The organism is Streptomyces sp. NPDC002809, assembly GCF_040295435.1.
Classification (GTDB): domain Bacteria; phylum Actinomycetota; class Actinomycetes; order Streptomycetales; family Streptomycetaceae; genus Streptomyces.
This window is the reverse complement of record NZ_JBEOVJ010000124.1, coordinates 1-15,871: the sequence shown is the minus strand read 5'-3', so window position 1 is coordinate 15,871 and position 15,871 is coordinate 1. Positions and strand designations below refer to the sequence as shown.

Sequence of the window (15,871 nt, the reverse complement as noted above, 5' to 3'; positions counted from 1 at the left end):
CTCAGCCCCTGCTGCAGCCCGTCCGCCTCGGCGCGCTGGAGCTCCCCAACAGTGTCGTCATGGCCCCCATGACCCGCGCCCGCGCTCAGAACGCCCGCCCCCGTAGGGCCCGTCCCGCCACCTCAGCCCTGCGAGGGGCCCGCGCCCGTCACTCAGCGCAGGAAGTCCCGTGCTATGGACTCCGCCACCCGCTCCAGCAGCGGCCCCGCCTCGGCCATGCACACGGCGGGGTCCGGCTCCAGCTCCGTGAGCGCGTACGCGCGGTGGATGCCCGCGCGTCCCAGCGCCTCCGGGGCCAGCGCCAGGCGTCCGCAGACCGCGACGACCTCGATGCCCGCCGCGCGGGCCGCCGCGGCGACCCCGGCCGGGGCCTTGCCGTGCAGGGTCTGCTCGTCGAGCGAACCCTCGCCGGTGACGACCAGCGTCGCCCGGGCCAGTGCCGGCGCGAAGCCGAGGACGTCGAGCATCACCTCGATGCCGGGCCGGAACCGCGCACCGAGCGCGACGAGCGCCCCGTACCCGATTCCGCCCGCCGCACCGGCCCCGGGCAGCTGGGCGTGGTCCGGCCCCAGCACGGAGGCGTAGTGGGCGAGCGCCGCGTCGAGCACCGCGATGTCTTCCTCGGTGGCGCCCTTCTGACGGCCGTACACCTCCGGCGCGCCCTTGGGCCCGGTGAGCGGGTTGTCGACGTCGCTCGCGAGGATCAGGTCGACCGCGCCGAGCCGGGCGTCGAGCCCGGACAGGTCGGCCGTCGCGAGATCGGCGAGTCCACCGCCGCCGGGACCGACGGGCTTGCCGTCCGCGTCCAGGAAACGTGCGCCGAGCGCGGCCAGCATGCCTGCCCCGCCGTCCGTGGTCGCGCTGCCGCCGACGCCGAACACGATGGTCCGCGCGCCCGCTTCGAGGGCGGCGAGCAGCAGCTCACCGGAGCCGTACGTGGTGGCCGTGAGCGGGGCGAACACGCCCGCGGGCAGCTGCTGGAGACCCGATGCCTCGGCCATCTCGACCACCGCGGTGGTGTCGCGCACCGCGTACGCAGCGGTCACGGGGTCGCCGAGCGGCCCGGTCACCCGCGCCTCGCGGCGCTCGAATCCGGCGGCCACCGCGGCCGCCACCGTGCCGTCGCCGCCGTCCGCCACGGGCAGGGTCTCGACCCGTACCCCGGGGGCGACGCGCCGCAGCCCGGCCGTCACCCGCTCCGCGACCTGCACGGCCGTGAGCGAGCCCTTGAACTTGTCCGCCGCGACGAGCACGCGTGCGGTCTCCATCACTGCTCCGTCCGTCACCTTGATTCCCTTTGCTTTCGAACAGGCAGTCGCGCCGCCCCGACCCTAACCGCAGCACCCCCTCCCTGCCCATGGGTGTCCGGGCCCTGGACCTGGTGTTGCGCCCCACCACTACGCTTCTGACGTGACCACCAATGACTACGCCGTGTACATCGCCGGTCTCCCGAAGGTTCTGGCCGGTGCGGCCTGCATCTTCCGCGACGCCCAGGGACGAGTGCTGCTCGTCGAACCGAACTACCGCGAGGGATGGACCCTGCCCGGCGGCACGATCGAGTCGGCGGACGGCGAGAGCCCGCGCCAGGGGGCACGGCGCGAGTCGGCCGAGGAGATCGGTCTCGACCTGGAGCCGGGCCGGCTGCTGGCGGTCGACTGGGCGCGCGGCACCACGCGGCCGCCGATCGTGGCCTATGTGTACGACGGCGGGGTGCTGGACGAGGAGCAGCTCAAGGCGGTCCGGCTCCAGGAGGAGGAGCTCCTGTCATGGAAGCTCGTCGAGCCCGCGGAGATCGACCGGTACCTGCTCGGGACACTCCGCGGGCGCGTGCGGGCGGCGCTGGACGCGCTGGAGTCCGGCGCGGGCACCGTGGAACTGGAGGACGGCAGCCCCGTCGGCTGACGGGCCGGCCACGGGCCGCCGGTCAGCCCTGCTGCTCCTGCGGCCTGATCCCGTCCTCGCGCACGGTCTCCTCGCGCGCCGCTGTCCGCGCCTCGGTGCGGTGACCGCGCGCGATGTAGTCGCGCACGACGAGTTCGACGGCGTCCTGGGGGCTGCCGACGCCGGAGAGCACCATCACCTCGACCACGAGTTCCGCGTCCGGACCGACCGTCACCTCCGCCATGGCCGGGACGGTAGCGGCCCCCGATATCGCCTCGCGAGGTGCCGCGCGCGGTGCGTACGCTCCCCGCATGACACTCGTGGCGATCCTCAGCTGCGCCGGCATCTCCACGGACTCCGGCATCCCCGACTACCGCGGTCCGAACGGCCTCTGGCGCAAGGACCCGGAAGCCGAGAAGCTCGTCCGGTACGACCTGTACATGGCCGACCCGGAGATCCGCCGCCGCTCCTGGCAGATGCGGCGCACCAGCGCGACGTGGAACGCCGAGCCGAACGCGGCCCACCGCGCGGTGGCCGGCCTGGAGCGGGCGGGCGTGGCCGTACGGGTGATCACGCAGAACGTCGACGGCCTGCACCAGGCCGCCGGTCTCTCCGCGCGCAAGGTCCTCGAACTGCACGGCACCGCACTCCAGGTGGTGTGCACCCGCTGTCACGCACGCTCGTCGATGGCCGAGGCCCTGGCCCGGGTCGAGGCCGGGGAGCCGGATCCGCCGTGCGGCACGTGCGGCGGGATCCTCAAGGCGGCCACGGTCATGTTCGGTGAACGGCTCGACCCGGTGGTGATGAGCGCCGCGATGGCGGTCGCGAAGGGCTGCGAGGTGTTCATCGCGGTCGGTACGACCCTCCAGGTGCAGCCCGCCGCCTCGCTGGCCGGGATCGCGGCGGAGCACGGGGCGCGGCTGATCGTGGTCAACGCGGAGCCGACGCCGTACGACGCGCTGGCACAGGAGACGATCCGGGAGCCGATCGGCACCGCCCTGCCCGCCCTGCTCAAGCGGCTGACGGACGAGGCGGGTTCGGGAGCGGGTGCCGGGGGCTGATGTCGGGGGGCGCCGGTACGGTCCGGTGCATGACTGCCGCCTCGTCCCTCCGCGCCACACGAGCCTCGTACGACACCGTCGCCGTCGACTACGCGTCCTTGCTCGCCGACGAGTTGGCGGCCAAGCCGCTGGACCGCGCGATGCTCGGCGCCTTCGCCGAGCACGTGACGGCCGATGGCGGCGGCCCGGTCGCCGATCTCGGCTGCGGGCCGGGACGGGTGACGGCGTACCTCCGGGACATCGGGCTGCCCGCGTTCGGCATCGACCTGTCGCCCGGCATGGTGGCGGAGGCCCGTCGGCGCCACCCGGACCTGCGGTTCGAGGTGGGGACGATGAGCGCCCTGGCCCTGGCCGACGACTCGCTGTGCGGGGCCCTCGTCTGGTACTCGCTCGTCCACACCCCACCGGAGGAACTGGGGCCGTACGCGGAGGAGTTCCACCGCGTACTGGCCCCGGGCGGCCATCTGCTGATGGCCTTCAAAGTGGGCGACGAGCAGGTCCGGGTTGAGCACGCGTACGGGCATCCCGTGGACCTCGACGTGTACAGGTTCTCCCCCGAGCGGGTCGCCGGGCTGTTCCTGCGTACCGGCTTCGAGGTGACGGCCAGGCTGGTCCGGGCGGCCGGCCGTTGGGAGGCCACCCCGCAGGCGTTCCTGCTCGCGCGGAAGCCCGCCCAGGAGATCGCCCAGGACGTCTACCCCGAGGCGTCCGGCCCCTCCCCCTTGTGGCGCCGGTAGTAGCGGGCCACCCGTGCGCGGTTGCCGCAGCGCTCGGCCGAGCACCAGCGGCGGCGCGGGTGGGCGGGCACGAACAGCATCGTGCAGTCCTCCGCCTCGCACTCCCGGATCCTCGCGACCGCCGGATCCGCCAGCAGCTCGGCCACCTCCTCGGCCAGCGCCGCGGCCACCCGCTGCCCGAGCGGGCCGGCACGGCGGGACGTCACCACGACGGCGTCGCCGTTCCACTCCGCGTACCGGACCGCGGGGGCAACGCGCTGCGCCTCGTTGAGGCCGCGCAGCGCGGACTCCGGCGGGCGCTCACCACGACGGGCCGCCGCGACTGCGAGCGCCGCGTGCGCCCGGACCGCGTGCACCGGCGCCAGATCGTCCGGGGTCGCCTCCCGTGCCCCTGCGGCTCCGGGCAGCCGCTCCCCCTCCAGAGCCAGCCAGGCCAGCAGACCGGGCTCGTCGGCCAGCTGATCGACCGGGGGTCCCTGCGCCGTGTACGGCAGCGTGTTGAGCAGGTCCAGGGCGAGCAGCTCGCCGGTCAGAGGCTCAAGACCATTCATACAACTAATGCTAACTCACCTCCTTGACGCATTAGAGCCCTGTCGCGTAAAACTAATGCATCGGACCACCAAGGAGGCATGTGAACATGGCGATTCAAGCTGTTCCGCACATCCGTCACCGGCACATCGAGGTCGACGGCGTCCGTGTCTTCTACCGCGAGTCGCTCCCCGCAGGAGCGGCGGACGACGCCCCGGTCATGCTGCTGCTGCACGGCTTCCCGTCGGCCTCGCACCAGTTCCGCCGGCTGATGGACGCGCTCGGCACCCACTACCGCCTCGTCGCCCCGGACTACCCGGGCTTCGGCCACAGCGACGCCCCGGCGTCCTCGACCACGGGCGGCCCGTTCACGTACACCTTCGACCGGCTCGCCGACATCACCGAGGGCTTCGTGCAGCAGCTCGGGCTGTCCCGCTTCGTCATGTACGTGTTCGACTTCGGCGCCCCCGTCGGGTTCCGCCTCGCCGCCCGCCATCCGGAGTGGATCGCCGGTCTGGTGGTCCAGAACGGCAACGCGTACGAGGAGGGCCTGTCGCGGCAGGCCCGCGACTTCATCGCCCTTCGGCCGGAGAACCCCGGCGCCGCCGACACCGTGCGGTCCTTGCTCACCCTGCCCGCGACCCGCGGCCAGTACGAGGGCGGCACCGCCGACCCGGAGCTGGTGGCGCCGGACGGCTGGACCCTGGACCAGCACTTCCTGGACCTGCCGGGCCGCACCCAGCCGCAGCTGGACCTGGCCTTCGACTACCACTCCAATGTGGCGCTCTACCCGCAGTGGCAGGACTGGCTGCGCAAGCACACCCCGCCGGCGCTCGTCGTCTGGGGCAGCGAAGACATGTTCTTCCCCGAGCCCGGCGCCCGCGCCTATCTGCACGACCTCCCGGACGCCGAACTGCACCTCTTCGACACCGGTCACTTCGCCCTGGAGGACCACCTCCCGCAGATCGCGCCGCTGATCGCCGACTTCCTGGACCGCACCTGGACGACTACGGTCCGGCCGTAACGGCGGCGGGCATCGTGCGGTAACGTTGACGGCTGCGAAGGGGAGTAGCCCTGCAAACCGGTCGTCGACACACTGGAACCTCCGGGTTCCCGGTGGCCGGGCTCGTGGATCATTGCGGGCGGGCGAGACCTTCGGTCAGGTATGACACGCCCACGCCCCGTGGGCCGTGCCGTCATGCCGGGCCGAGTGGTCCTCCGAAACAGCCCGAGCGGCGCTTCGCGGAAGATCCGGGGCCCGGCTCCAACAGAAAGCCACCCGGAATGCATCTCGACCCCCTGGCGATCATCACCGCTTTCGGGCTGATCTTCCTTGCGGAACTCCCCGACAAGACGATGTTCGCGTCTCTGGCCATGGGCACACGCATGCGCCCGCTCTACGTCTGGTTCGGCACGTCGTCCGCGTTCATCGTCCATGTCGCCATCGCGGTCGGGGCGGGCGGTCTGCTCGGCCTGCTGCCCGACTGGATCGTCAAACTCGTCTCCGCCTCCCTGTTCGCCTTCGGCGCCTTCATGCTGCTCCGGGCCGACGCGGGCGACGACGACGAGGAGGGCGGCCCGAAGACGGTGACCGGCTTCTGGCCGGTGTACTCCACCGCCTTCATGGCGGTGTTCATCAGCGAATGGGGCGACCTCACCCAGATCACGACGGCCAACCTGGCCGCGAGCAACGGCGCATGGTCCACCGCGATCGGATCCGCCGCCGCCCTGATGTCCGTATCGGCGCTGGCGCTGCTCGCGGGACGGTTCATCGCCAAGCGCGTACCCCTCAAGACCGTTCAGCGCATCGGCGGGGTGTGCATGCTGGGGCTGGCGATCTGGACGGTCGTCGAGATCTTCACCGGCTGACGCGGCCACGGCAAACGCAGAGGAAGGGCTCCGCGCACACGCGCGGAGCCTTTCTCCGTACCGCCCCCTACGCGTGGGCCTTTCTCCGTACCGCCCCCTACGCGCGTGAGTCCTTCTCCGTACCGCCACGCGCGGACCCTTCGCCCTACCGCCCTACCGCCCTAGAAGAGGGCCGGCGCGCTGTCCTGCGTTCCGTTCTCGAAGGCCAGCAGGCGCTGCTTGCGGTCGAGTCCGCCGCCGTATCCGGTGAGGCTCCCCGAGGCCCCGATCACCCGGTGACAGGGCACGATGATGCCGACCGGGTTCTTGCCGTTGGCCAGCCCCACCGCACGCGAGGCCCCCGGCTTGCCGAGGTTCTCGGCCAGTTCTCCGTACGAGCGGGTCTCACCGTACGGAATCCGCTGGAGCTCTGCCCAGACGGAGCACTGGAACGGGGTGCCGGCGAGGTGCAGCGGGAGGTCGAACTCCCTCAGCTCACCGGCGAAGTAGGCGTCCAGTTGCTCGACGGCCTCGTCGAAGGGGCCGGGATCGGCCTCGCCGAAGGTCTCCTCGGGCGGCCGGTGCCGCTGACCGGTCATGTAGAGGCCCGCGAGGACCCGGTCGGTGGCGACAAGGGTCAACAGGCCGTAGGGGCTGTCGATCACCGTGTGCTGCCGGGTCGCGGTGGCGGTACGTGCCGTGGTCGCATTGCCTGCCGCGGTGGCGCTGCGTGCCATGGCGGCTTTGCCTGCCGCGGTGGCGGTACGTGGCATGGGGGTGGCGCCTGTCGTGGTCACGAGGAACTTCCTTGTGCGGGAAGGTGGTTGATGGGGTGGTCGTCGACGGTCCACAGATACTGCACGGCGTAGGCCCGCCAAGGCCGCCAGCCCGCCGCGCGTGCGGTGAGCGCGGCCGGTGTCGAGGGCAGGCCGAGCTGCTGGGCGGCCCGCCGGATGCCGAGGTCCGTCGGCAGGAACGCGTCCGGGTCGCCGAGCGCACGCATGGCGATGACCTCGACGGTCCAGGGGCCGAATCCGGGCAGCGCGTCCAGTTCGGCCCGCGCCTTGTCCCAGTCGGTGTCGGTGCCCAGCCGCAGCGAGCCGTCCGCCAGCGCCTCCACGAGCGTGGTGAGCGTGCGGCGGCGACTGCGGGGCAGAGCGAGCTGCTCGGGGTCGAGCCCGGCCAGCGCCTCCGGTGCCGGGAAGAGATGGGTGAGACCGCCCTCTGCGTCGTCGACGGGTGCGCCGTGGGCGTTGACCAGCCGGGCAGCGTGGGTCCGGGCGGCCGCGGTGGACACCTGCTGGCCGAGCACGGCCCGGACGGCGAACTCCGCTCCGTCGACGGTCCTCGGCACCCGGCGGCCCGGCGCCTTGTCGACCAGCGGGGCCAGCAACGGGTCGGCGCGCAGCTGCTCGTCGACGGCCACCGGGTCGGCGTCCAGGTCCAGCAGCCAGCGGCACCGGCTGATGGCCAGGGTGAGGTCACGCGGATCGGTGAGCGAGAGCCGGCAGGCGATGTGGTCGGGGTGCGGGGTCAGGGCGACGATGCCGTGCCCGTGCGGCAGGTCGAGCGTGCGGCGGTAGGCCCCGTCGCGCCACTCCTCGACGCCCGGGACGGCCGTCGCGGCGAGGTGCCCGAAGAGGTTGCTGGGGTTGAGCGGGGCGCGGTACGGAAGCCGTAGCGCTATCACCCCGGGCGTGGCCTGCGGATTCGTCGACCGTGCCGCGCGGCTGCGCAGCTCCCCCGGAGCCAGGGCGAAGACCTCACGAACGGTGTCGTTGAAGGTGCGGATCGAGGCGAACCCGGCCGCGAACGTGACCTCGGCCATCGGCAGCCCGGTCGTCTCGATGAGCACCCGCGCGGTCTGCGCCCGCTGCGCCCGGGCGAGCGCCAGCGGTCCGGCGCCCAGCTCGGCGAGCAGCTGCCGTTCGATCTGCCGGGCCGAGTACCCGAGCCGGGTGGCCAGTCCCGGGACGCCCTCCCGGTCGACGACCCCGTCCCGGATGAGCCGCATCGCGCGGGCCACGGAGTCGGCGCGCGCATTCCACTCGGGTGATCCGGGGCTCGTGTCGGGCCGGCACCGCTTGCAGGCCCGGAACCCGGCCTGCTGGCAGGCGGCTGCGCTCGGGTAGAACGTCATGTTCGCGACCTTGGGCGGCACGACGGGGCAGCTCGGGCGGCAGTAGATCCGGGTGGTCAGGACCGCCGTGAAGAACCAGCCGTCGAACCGGGGGTCCTTGGACTGAACAGCCCGCACGCAGCGCTCGGTGTCGGTGTGCATGGTTCAAGCATGGGGCACGGCCCGGGGCGCAGCTGGCGGAAATCCGACATCAGCGTCGGGCTGCCAGGGCTTCCTCGACTCCCGGCGGGCGACGGCCGGCACCGGCCCGCCCTCCGCACCCGGCACACCGACCCGCGTCCGGCTAGCCGGGATCCACCCGGCGCACCGGCCCGCGTCCAAGTGGATCCCGGCTCAGGTGCCGGCCCTGAAGTACGCGGCGGCAGCGTCGATGAAGCGGTCGTGCGCGGCCCTCGCGGCCTCTCGGGCCGCGGTGAGCTCCTCCGTGCTCGTGGCGGCGTCGACCATGTCGTAGGTGGCGACGACCATGGCCTGTGCGGTGGTGTGGACTGCCGGGTCGGGCACGAGGAGCCGCAGGGCGACCAGGGGGCGGGTGATGGCGGAGCGGGTTTCATGAGACCTGGCTCGCAGTTCCTCCCGCTCGACGTCGTCGGCGCCCCGCAGCCGGGCCTCCCCCCGCATCCACAGGGCGCGACGGTGGTCGGAGCCGGCGGAGGCGAGTGTCGTCACCGCGTCGAGCCGGTCGCGGCGCAGCTGCGCGGTGGCGGCTGCCCGCTCGGCGCGGCCGGCTGCCAGGTGCTGGAACGTACCGGTGACAATCGCCCCGAGAAGTGTCGCGACGACGGCAAGGACAGTGGCGATCATGATCTGCTCTCTTGGCCGGGCACCTGGCCCCGGACCGGTACGGAGGCGGGCGCGGCCACCGTCGGTCATCGAGAGCTGCGCGAACTGGCAGGGAGACGGCGGCCGCAGACCGGCCACAGCATAGATCCCGCGCGGCGGCGGGAGGCATTCGAGGTGGCCGGGAGTCCGATCACGATCGGGACCTCCCACGGCGCCGTCCTTCTCGCCCGGGAGGCGGGCGCGGACATGCGGAGGAAGCGAGGGTCTTGCGTACCCCGGCGTGGGCCTGCGGCCCGAGCCGCTGCCGACGGCCGCACCCGGCCGGTCATGAGTTGACAGGCGACCTCCCGGTGAGAGGCTTGAAGAAGTTCCGACGTGCCCACGGGAGGGTCTGATCCCTGTCGGCCGGCGGATGCTCGGGCCGTGTCACGCCCGGTACGGAATCGCAAGGGAGAGCCCGTCATGACGGAGGCGTCGTCCGCGCCGATCTGCTCGCATCTGGACCAGGTCCGACGTGTCACTCCCGACAGCCCCGACTCCTGCCCCCGGTGCGTCGCGCAGGGTGACACCTGGGTACATCTGCGCGAGTGCCAGAGCTGTGGACAGATCGGCTGCTGCGACTCCTCCCGCAACAAGCACGCCACCGCTCATCGTGAAGCCACGGGGCATCCCCTCATCCGCTCCTACGAGCCGGGCGAGACCTGGTGGTGGTGCTACGAGGACCAGGTGACGTTCGACGTCGACGGCGCCGGGCCCGCCCGGGCGGCCTGAGCGCGGGCCTGCCGCCCGGCCGTGCCCTTCGGGCCGCGCCCTGAGCGTGGGCCGCCGCTGAGCCGTGCGCGGCGCGGCGCCCCGCCGCTCAGCTCCGGGCCGACAGCGCCTCCTCGAACTCCACGTACGCGTGCGCGTCGAAGAGCACGAACCGCACCTCCTCGATGGGTGCCGCGGCCTCCGCCAGTACGGTGCGGACGGCGATGCGCGCACCGTCGTCCATCGGCCAGCCGTAGATACCGGTGGAGATCGCCGGGAAGGCGATGGTCCGTGCCCCCAACTCCGCGGCGACGCGCAGGGCTTCGCGGTAGCAGGACTCCAGCAGCCCCGAGCGGTCCTCGGCACTGCTCCAGACCGGGCCGACCGTGTGCACGACCCAGCGGGCGTCGAGCTTTCCGGCCGTGGTGGCGACGGCCAGGCCCGTGCGCAGTCCCTTGCCGTACTGCGAGGCGCGCAACTCCCTGCAGGCGGCCAGGATTTCGGGGCCACCTCGGCGGTGGATCGCGCCGTCCACCCCACCGCCGCCGAGCAGGGAGGAGTTCGCGGCGTTGACGACAGCGTCGACGGACTGCTGGGTGATGTCGCCCCGTACGAGGGTGATGGTGACGGCGGAAGGTGTGCGCATGCAGCCATCATGCCGGTACAGGCCCATGCGTGCGCACTTGACCGCGTCAACGCGGGTACCGGGGAAAAGCAGTACACCGCCCCGCAGAACGCCATCGCCACCGGATCGGGCGCCCTCGACGTGGCGCAGATCGAGTACTACGCCCTCGGCCAGTTCGCGATCGGCAAGTCCGTGTTTGACCCCGCCGGGTACGGCGCGGCCAAATCAGGACAGGACCTGCACCACCGGCCCCTGGAACGCGGTGAAGTGCGACAAGTCCGTGTACGAACTGCCCATGGAATCCGGCCCGATGGCGCTGTTCTGCAACGAGAAGGTCTTCGACAAGCACCACATCGAGATCCCCACCACCTGGGACGAGTACGCAAGTCGTACGTCTCCTCGACGCCCCTGTCGCAGAGCCTGGACGCCTGGCAGAAGTCCAGCGTCAAGTACGGCACGGATCAGGGCTTCACCGTCAACAAGTAGTCCGGAAGCCGGGCAGTCCGGAAGCCGGTCGACGCGGGCTGCGCAGTGCGTCCTCCTGCACGGCCCGCGTCGGGCACGGCCTGCGGGACAGTCCTCACCGGCCGCCGGAAGGCCCCGACTCCCGCAGCCGGCGCCATACCGCCTTCGCGGCGTGGTGTCCGGACATGCCGTGCACTCCGGGACCGGGCGGGGTCGCCGACGAGCAGATGTAGACCGACGGGTGCGCGGTCGCGTACGGAACCCGGGCGAGCTTGGGACGGATCACGGTCTGCAGCCCGGAGAAGGCACCGCAGGCGATGTCCCCGTCGACGTAGTTCGCGTTGCGCACGGCGAGCTGGGGCGGGCCCGTCACCGCACGGGCGAGCACCATGTCGCGGAAGCCGGGGGCGAATCGCTCCAGTTGGCGTTCGATCACCTCGGTGGCGTCTCCGTCCCAGCCGGCCGGGACGTGTCCGTACACCCAGAAGGTCTGCTTGCCCTCGGGGGCGCGGGACGGGTCGGTGAGGCTGGGCTGGGCGGTGATCAGGAACGGCACGCGTGGGTCACGGCCGGTCACGGCGGCGCGCAGGGCGGAGTCGATCTCACCGGCCGTGGGGCCGATGTGGACCGTGCCGGCCCGGCGGGCCTCCATCGCGGTCCAGGGGACGGGTCCCGACAGTGCGTAGTCGATCTTGAAGCAGGACGCGCCGTAGCGGTAGCCCCGGTAGGCGTTGCCCAGTCCCGCGATCCTGGCCAGCGCGGTGGGCGAGGTGTCGAAGATGTAGGCGCGGGCAGGGGGCAGTTCGTCCAGCCGCTTGACCTCCGTACCCGTACGGATGACGCCGCCCTGTTCCCGCAGGTACGAGGCGAGGGCGTCGGAGATGGCCTGGGAGCCGCCGCGCGGCACCGGCCAGCCCTTCTCGTGCGCGGCGAGCGCGAAGAGCAGGGCGATGCCGCCGGTGGCGAGGCCGCTGGTGGGAGCTATGGCGTGGGCGGCAAGTCCGGCGAAGAGGCCGCGGGCCTTCTCGCCGCGGAAGCGGCGGGACATGAGCGTGGCGGGCTGGATCGCGTCGAGCCCGAAGCGCACCCATCGGTACGGGTCACGGGGCAGGCCGTCCCATGGGGTGCGCAGGAAGTCCTGGGCAAGGGTGTCCCAGTGCCCGAGGAACGGTGCGACGAGTCGCCTGTACGCTCCCGCGTCCTGCGGTCCGAGCGCCATGGCCGTCTCCCCCACCGAGGTGGCCAGCACCGCTGCGGTGCCGTCCGGGAAGGGGTGGGCCAGGGCGAGTCGAGGCTGAAGCCACTCCAGGCCGTGCCGCTCGAGCGGCATCTCCGCGAAGGCGGGCGAGCCGATGCCCAGCGGGTGGACCGCCGAGCAGGGGTCGTGCCGGAAGCCCGGCAGCGTGAGCTCTTCGGTACGGGCCCCACCGCCGACGGTCCGCTCGGCTTCGAAGACCTCCACGGCGAAGCCGCGGCGGGCCAGTTCGACTGCGGCGGTCAGTCCGTTGGGGCCTGCCCCAACGACGACGGCATCGAGCATCGACGGCACCTTCGGACTCCTTTGTCAGCCGACGGTCTGAGCACCCAGGATATTCGCAGGCGCCGGCAGCTCGGGCGCGGGTAGGGTGCCCGTCCGATGAATACTCCGAACCACGCGCAGCCGCCGCACCCGGAACCACGTCCCGCCGCCTGCGGCACGGAGGATTCCGGGCTGCGCCACCGGGTCGGCGAGATGGCGGAGCGGCTGACCACCGTGGCCGGCGTCCGCGCCGTCGTCCTCGGCGGGAGCCGTGCCCGGGGCACGCACCGGCCGGACTCCGACTGGGACCTGGGCCTCTACTACCGAGGCGCACCGGACCTCGCCGCACTCACCGCGCTGGCCTCCGCGTTCCAGGGCTCCACGGTGGAGGTGGCCGGGCCGGGCGGCTGGGGACCGTGGGTGAACGGCGGGGCCTGGCTGCGGGTGGACGGCGCCCCGGTCGACTGGATCCTGCGCGATCTGGACCGGGTCGAGGCCGTCTGGTCCGCTTGCCGGCAGGGCCGTTACGAGGTGGGGGTCCAGCCCGGCCATCCGCTCGGCTTCTGGTCACCCGCCTATCCGGGCGAGGTCGCCCTCGGGCGCGTCCTCAGCGATCCGAGCGGTGAGCTGACAGCCCTTCAGCAGGAGACGTCCGGCTATCCGGAGCCGCTGCGCGCGGCGCTTGCCGATGCGGCCTGGGAGGCGGAGTTCTCGATCGATGCGGCCCGCAAGTCGGCGTCGGCCGGTGACCGGCTCCATGTCTCGCTCTGCCTGTCCCGGGCGTTCGGCATCCTCGTCCAGTCCCTGCACGCCCACCACCGCACCTGGTGTCTCAACGAGAAGGGGGCGCTGGCTGCCGCGGCGGCCCTTCCGGAGACTCCCGCGTTCTTCGCGGAGCGGGTGGGCGCGGCCTTGCGGGGACTGGACGCCGCGGCGGTGGAGACGGCCGCGGCGGTCGTGCGGGACGTGCGCGAGGTCCTGCGGGCGAAGCCGGCCTGACCGCCGGCACGGCGCCGGACCGCCCCTTTGGGGATCGAGGGGCCTGCCGGAGCCGTAAGCGGAGACCACGTTCCCGGGCACGGGCGGTGGCGGACCATGTGCCCAAGGGCAGCGCCGCAGCCCGGAGGTGCTGCCATCGCCGAACTCTCTGCCGCAGCAGTAGCTCCTGCAGAGAACGCCTCCCGCAGGCCGAGGACGGTGGCCGCCGAGCATCCGCCCCTGCGTGCGGGCCCGGGTGCCACGCCTCCGGTCCGGGCCCATTCGACGTTCGCTGCGTCCTCGCGCCCCGCACGTCGATCACCGCAGAGCTTGATCCACTTCTGGGACACGCCTCAGTAAGCAGTGCTGAGTTCCCAGAACCGGAAGACGGTCGAGGTGTCCAGACAGTTCTGCAGGCCTCGGACGTTCTCGTGGGCGACCGCGTACTGCTTGCCCTGCCAGAGCGGCAGAAGCGGCAGCTGTTCCGCCACGATGTCCTGCAGTTTCATGTACTCCTGCCGCGTGCTCGCGCGATCCGTCATGGACGAGGTCCGCGGGATGATCCGGTCGACGATCTCGTCGTTGTCGTAGTTGTTCGACAGGACGTTGCCCTTGCCGAAGAACGGCTGGGTGAAGTTGTCCGGGTCGGGGTAGTCCGGCACCCAGCCCTTGACGTAGACGCCGTACTTTCCTGCGGCGATGCCCTTCTCGTACTCGTCGAAGGGGACGGACCTCATGCGGGCGTCGAAGAGCCCGCTCCGGTTCAGCTGATCGGCGATGGCATGCAATTCGTCGTCGGTGGCGGGCCCGTACCGGCTCGGGGTGGACCAGAGGGTGAGTTTCACCTTGTCCGCTATACCGGCGTCCCGCAGCTCCGCCTTCGCCTGTTTCGGCTTCGGGCTGTCCCCGTAGGTGTCGAAGAACGAGGTGCCGTGGCCGGTGATGCCGACCGGGATGACCGAGTAGAGCGGTGCAGCCGTGGACTGGTAGACCTCGCTGACCAGGGAGTAGCGGTCGATCAGGTAGGCGATGGCCTTCCGGACGGCGAGCTTGCCGACGACCGGGTCGTCAACGTTGAAGACCATGTGCTGGACTTCGGCGCTGTTGCCCTGGACCACCTCGATGCCACCCTTCTCCGCGGTGGACGAGGTATCCAGAGCGGCTATCGCCTTGGCGCTGAGGCCACGGTAGGCAATGTCTACGTCGCCATTCTCCAGAGCCGCCTGAAGGGCCTGCTGGTTACCCTGGAAGAGCTCCAGGGTCACGCCCGAGTTCTTCACTTCGGCGGTTCCGTGATAGCCCGAATAGACCGAGAAGACGGCTTTCCCCTTGTCGATGGAGTTCAGCTTGTAGGGGCCGGAACCGACCGCCTTGCCATCCTCGAGCAGGCTGTCCTCGGGGTAGACCTGACGGTCCACTATGGAACCGCCTCCCGAAGCGATCTTGCTGGGGAACGTCGCGTCGGGCACCTTGAGGCGGAAGACGACGGTCTTGTCGTCCGGGGTGCTGATCGACGAGATCGTGGAGAGCAGCGGCGCGGGGCCCGCCGGGTCGTTGATCCTGATCGTCCGGTCGAAGGAGTACTTGACGTCCGCCGAAGTGAGGCTGTTGCCGTTGCTGAACTCCAGCCCGTCACGCAAGGTGCAGGTGTACGTTTTACTGCCGTCGGAGAACTTGCACTCCTCGGCAGCCTCCGGCACGGGAGTGGACGCTCCGGGCGGGAAGCTCAGCAGGGACTGGAAGACGTTGTTGAACAGCAGCCAGGACCCCGGGTCGTATCCCGAGGCCGGATCCGTGGCGAGGATGTCGTCGGACATCCCGACGACCATCCTGCTCTCGGAGCCCTGGGAGCTGCAAGCTGCCAATAACATCACTGCCAGTCCCCCGGCTATCAGGGTGCTCGGCCGCCTCGTACGAAACTTCACAGAACCGTTCCTCATGCTCTCGGCCGGCCGCGTGGGGGGTGTCCCCGGACAACCGGATCAGGTCGGAAACGACAGCGAACACCGCGGCCGTCCGGCACTGTCGGCCCGACCGGGCTCGATTGCGGACCGACGGACTGCCCGGACTCGGTGTTCGCCAGGAACTCTTTACATGATGACTGACCACCAAATACCAGTCGGTGAACTGCAGTTGGCAAGTCGATATCAATCTCGTGGTGATGTCGACAATCTACTTGTATACCGCGATGCGCGCTGTCACAGCCTACAAAAAAAATCATCATCCAACAGCCCGCGAAGCCACTGAACTCGGCCCTGCGACCTGGTCTGTCCTGATACCTCAGCGATTTACCCCTTCAAGCCGGACGCTTCGTACCTCTGTATAACCTGTCGGTGTATACGAACAGATTGAGGGCTCTCAGTTGAACGCCGGACGATCGGATATCGCAATCGAGTTGTCCAAAGATTCCGGGTGGGACTGGAAATGTCCTTCCCCGGGACGTTGGTCGATTCCGGCTTGCCTAAGGGCTGTCCCGTAATCCCTGGCGGGCGCGCGACGACAGCTACGGCACCTCGCCGCGTTGTCGGAACGTCCGAATACATCCAGTATGCGGAC

General features: G+C 71.2%; 17 protein-coding genes. 8 read left to right on the top strand and 9 right to left on the bottom strand.

Translation table 11 applies throughout. The features are described 5' to 3' along the window. Positions 1-152: 152 nt before the first annotated feature. Positions 153-1,268 carry a glycerate kinase gene (locus ABT025_RS37400; protein ID WP_351003138.1) on the bottom strand — a complete coding sequence of 372 codons (1,116 nt, stop codon included), beginning with the start codon at positions 1,266-1,268 and terminating at the stop codon, positions 153-155. A 142-nt stretch (positions 1,269-1,410) separates the two neighbouring features. On the opposite strand from ABT025_RS37400, the gene ABT025_RS37395 reads away from it, so the two are divergent. Beyond that, positions 1,411-1,902, top strand: coding sequence for an NUDIX domain-containing protein (locus tag ABT025_RS37395; protein ID WP_351003137.1), 492 nt, complete (start codon positions 1,411-1,413; stop codon positions 1,900-1,902). A gap of 22 nt (positions 1,903-1,924) precedes the next feature. On the opposite strand, the gene ABT025_RS37390 is transcribed toward ABT025_RS37395, so the two are convergent. Then, positions 1,925-2,125, bottom strand: a complete 201-nt coding sequence (locus tag ABT025_RS37390) for a DUF2191 domain-containing protein (protein WP_351003136.1) — start codon at positions 2,123-2,125, stop codon at positions 1,925-1,927. Between the two features lie 67 nt (positions 2,126-2,192). On the opposite strand from ABT025_RS37390, the gene ABT025_RS37385 reads away from it, so the two are divergent. Together ABT025_RS37385 and ABT025_RS37380 are read left to right on the top strand one after the other, a co-directional pair. Then, positions 2,193-2,942: an SIR2 family NAD-dependent protein deacylase gene (locus ABT025_RS37385; protein WP_351003135.1), complete on the top strand. Its 750-nt coding sequence runs from the start codon at positions 2,193-2,195 to the stop codon at positions 2,940-2,942. A gap of 29 nt (positions 2,943-2,971) precedes the next feature. Further along, complete coding sequence (locus ABT025_RS37380) at positions 2,972-3,679, top strand: class I SAM-dependent DNA methyltransferase (protein ID WP_351003134.1); 708 nt, start codon at positions 2,972-2,974, stop codon at positions 3,677-3,679. On the opposite strand, the gene ABT025_RS37375 is transcribed toward ABT025_RS37380, so the two are convergent. Beyond that, positions 3,637-4,230: an ABATE domain-containing protein gene (locus tag ABT025_RS37375; RefSeq protein ID WP_351003133.1), complete on the bottom strand. Its 594-nt coding sequence runs from the start codon at positions 4,228-4,230 to the stop codon at positions 3,637-3,639. The two genes, ABT025_RS37380 and ABT025_RS37375, sit on opposite strands and share 43 nt — an antisense overlap. A gap of 86 nt (positions 4,231-4,316) precedes the next feature. On the opposite strand from ABT025_RS37375, the gene ABT025_RS37370 reads away from it, so the two are divergent. Further along, positions 4,317-5,231, top strand: a complete 915-nt coding sequence (locus ABT025_RS37370; protein WP_351003132.1) for an alpha/beta fold hydrolase — start codon at positions 4,317-4,319, stop codon at positions 5,229-5,231. Between the two features lie 260 nt (positions 5,232-5,491). Next, positions 5,492-6,076: a TMEM165/GDT1 family protein gene (locus ABT025_RS37365; RefSeq protein ID WP_351003131.1), complete on the top strand. Its 585-nt coding sequence runs from the start codon at positions 5,492-5,494 to the stop codon at positions 6,074-6,076. A gap of 161 nt (positions 6,077-6,237) precedes the next feature. Here the strand turns inward: ABT025_RS37365 and ABT025_RS37360 are convergent, their stop codons facing one another. The 3 genes from ABT025_RS37360 to kilB form a co-directional block, all read right to left on the bottom strand. Beyond that, the gene (locus tag ABT025_RS37360) at positions 6,238-6,792 is read right to left on the bottom strand and encodes a methylated-DNA--[protein]-cysteine S-methyltransferase (RefSeq protein ID WP_351003140.1); all 555 of its coding nucleotides are present in this window, start codon (positions 6,790-6,792) and stop codon (positions 6,238-6,240) included. Between the two features lie 56 nt (positions 6,793-6,848). Further along, positions 6,849-8,336, bottom strand: coding sequence for an AlkA N-terminal domain-containing protein (locus ABT025_RS37355; RefSeq protein WP_351003130.1), 1,488 nt, complete (start codon positions 8,334-8,336; stop codon positions 6,849-6,851). 192 nt (positions 8,337-8,528) lie between these two features. After that, on the bottom strand, positions 8,529-8,999 hold the full coding sequence (gene kilB / locus ABT025_RS37350; protein WP_351003129.1) for a plasmid transfer protein KilB: 471 nt from the start codon (positions 8,997-8,999) through the stop codon (positions 8,529-8,531). Between the two features lie 441 nt (positions 9,000-9,440). Here kilB and ABT025_RS37345 point away from each other — a divergent pair, with 441 nt between their 5' ends. Continuing rightward, positions 9,441-9,749 carry a UBP-type zinc finger domain-containing protein gene (locus tag ABT025_RS37345; RefSeq protein WP_351003128.1) on the top strand — a complete coding sequence of 103 codons (309 nt, stop codon included), beginning with the start codon at positions 9,441-9,443 and terminating at the stop codon, positions 9,747-9,749. A gap of 88 nt (positions 9,750-9,837) precedes the next feature. Here the strand turns inward: ABT025_RS37345 and ABT025_RS37340 are convergent, their stop codons facing one another. Continuing rightward, positions 9,838-10,374: an O-acetyl-ADP-ribose deacetylase gene (locus ABT025_RS37340; protein ID WP_351003127.1), complete on the bottom strand. Its 537-nt coding sequence runs from the start codon at positions 10,372-10,374 to the stop codon at positions 9,838-9,840. A 9-nt stretch (positions 10,375-10,383) separates the two neighbouring features. On the opposite strand from ABT025_RS37340, the gene ABT025_RS37335 reads away from it, so the two are divergent. Continuing rightward, entirely contained in the window at positions 10,384-10,839 is a 456-nt protein-coding gene (locus tag ABT025_RS37335) for a hypothetical protein (RefSeq protein WP_502972123.1), read from the top strand. A 94-nt stretch (positions 10,840-10,933) separates the two neighbouring features. Here the strand turns inward: ABT025_RS37335 and ABT025_RS37330 are convergent, their stop codons facing one another. Beyond that, positions 10,934-12,367: a phytoene desaturase family protein gene (locus tag ABT025_RS37330; RefSeq protein WP_351003126.1), complete on the bottom strand. Its 1,434-nt coding sequence runs from the start codon at positions 12,365-12,367 to the stop codon at positions 10,934-10,936. 183 nt (positions 12,368-12,550) lie between these two features. On the opposite strand from ABT025_RS37330, the gene ABT025_RS37325 reads away from it, so the two are divergent. Continuing rightward, a complete protein-coding gene (locus tag ABT025_RS37325; protein WP_351003139.1) occupies positions 12,551-13,336 on the top strand; it encodes a nucleotidyltransferase domain-containing protein in 786 nt (261 codons plus the stop codon). A gap of 332 nt (positions 13,337-13,668) precedes the next feature. On the opposite strand, the gene ABT025_RS37320 is transcribed toward ABT025_RS37325, so the two are convergent. Continuing rightward, positions 13,669-15,240, bottom strand: coding sequence for an ABC transporter substrate-binding protein (locus ABT025_RS37320; RefSeq protein WP_502972122.1), 1,572 nt, complete (start codon positions 15,238-15,240; stop codon positions 13,669-13,671). Positions 15,241-15,871 lie beyond the last annotated feature (631 nt).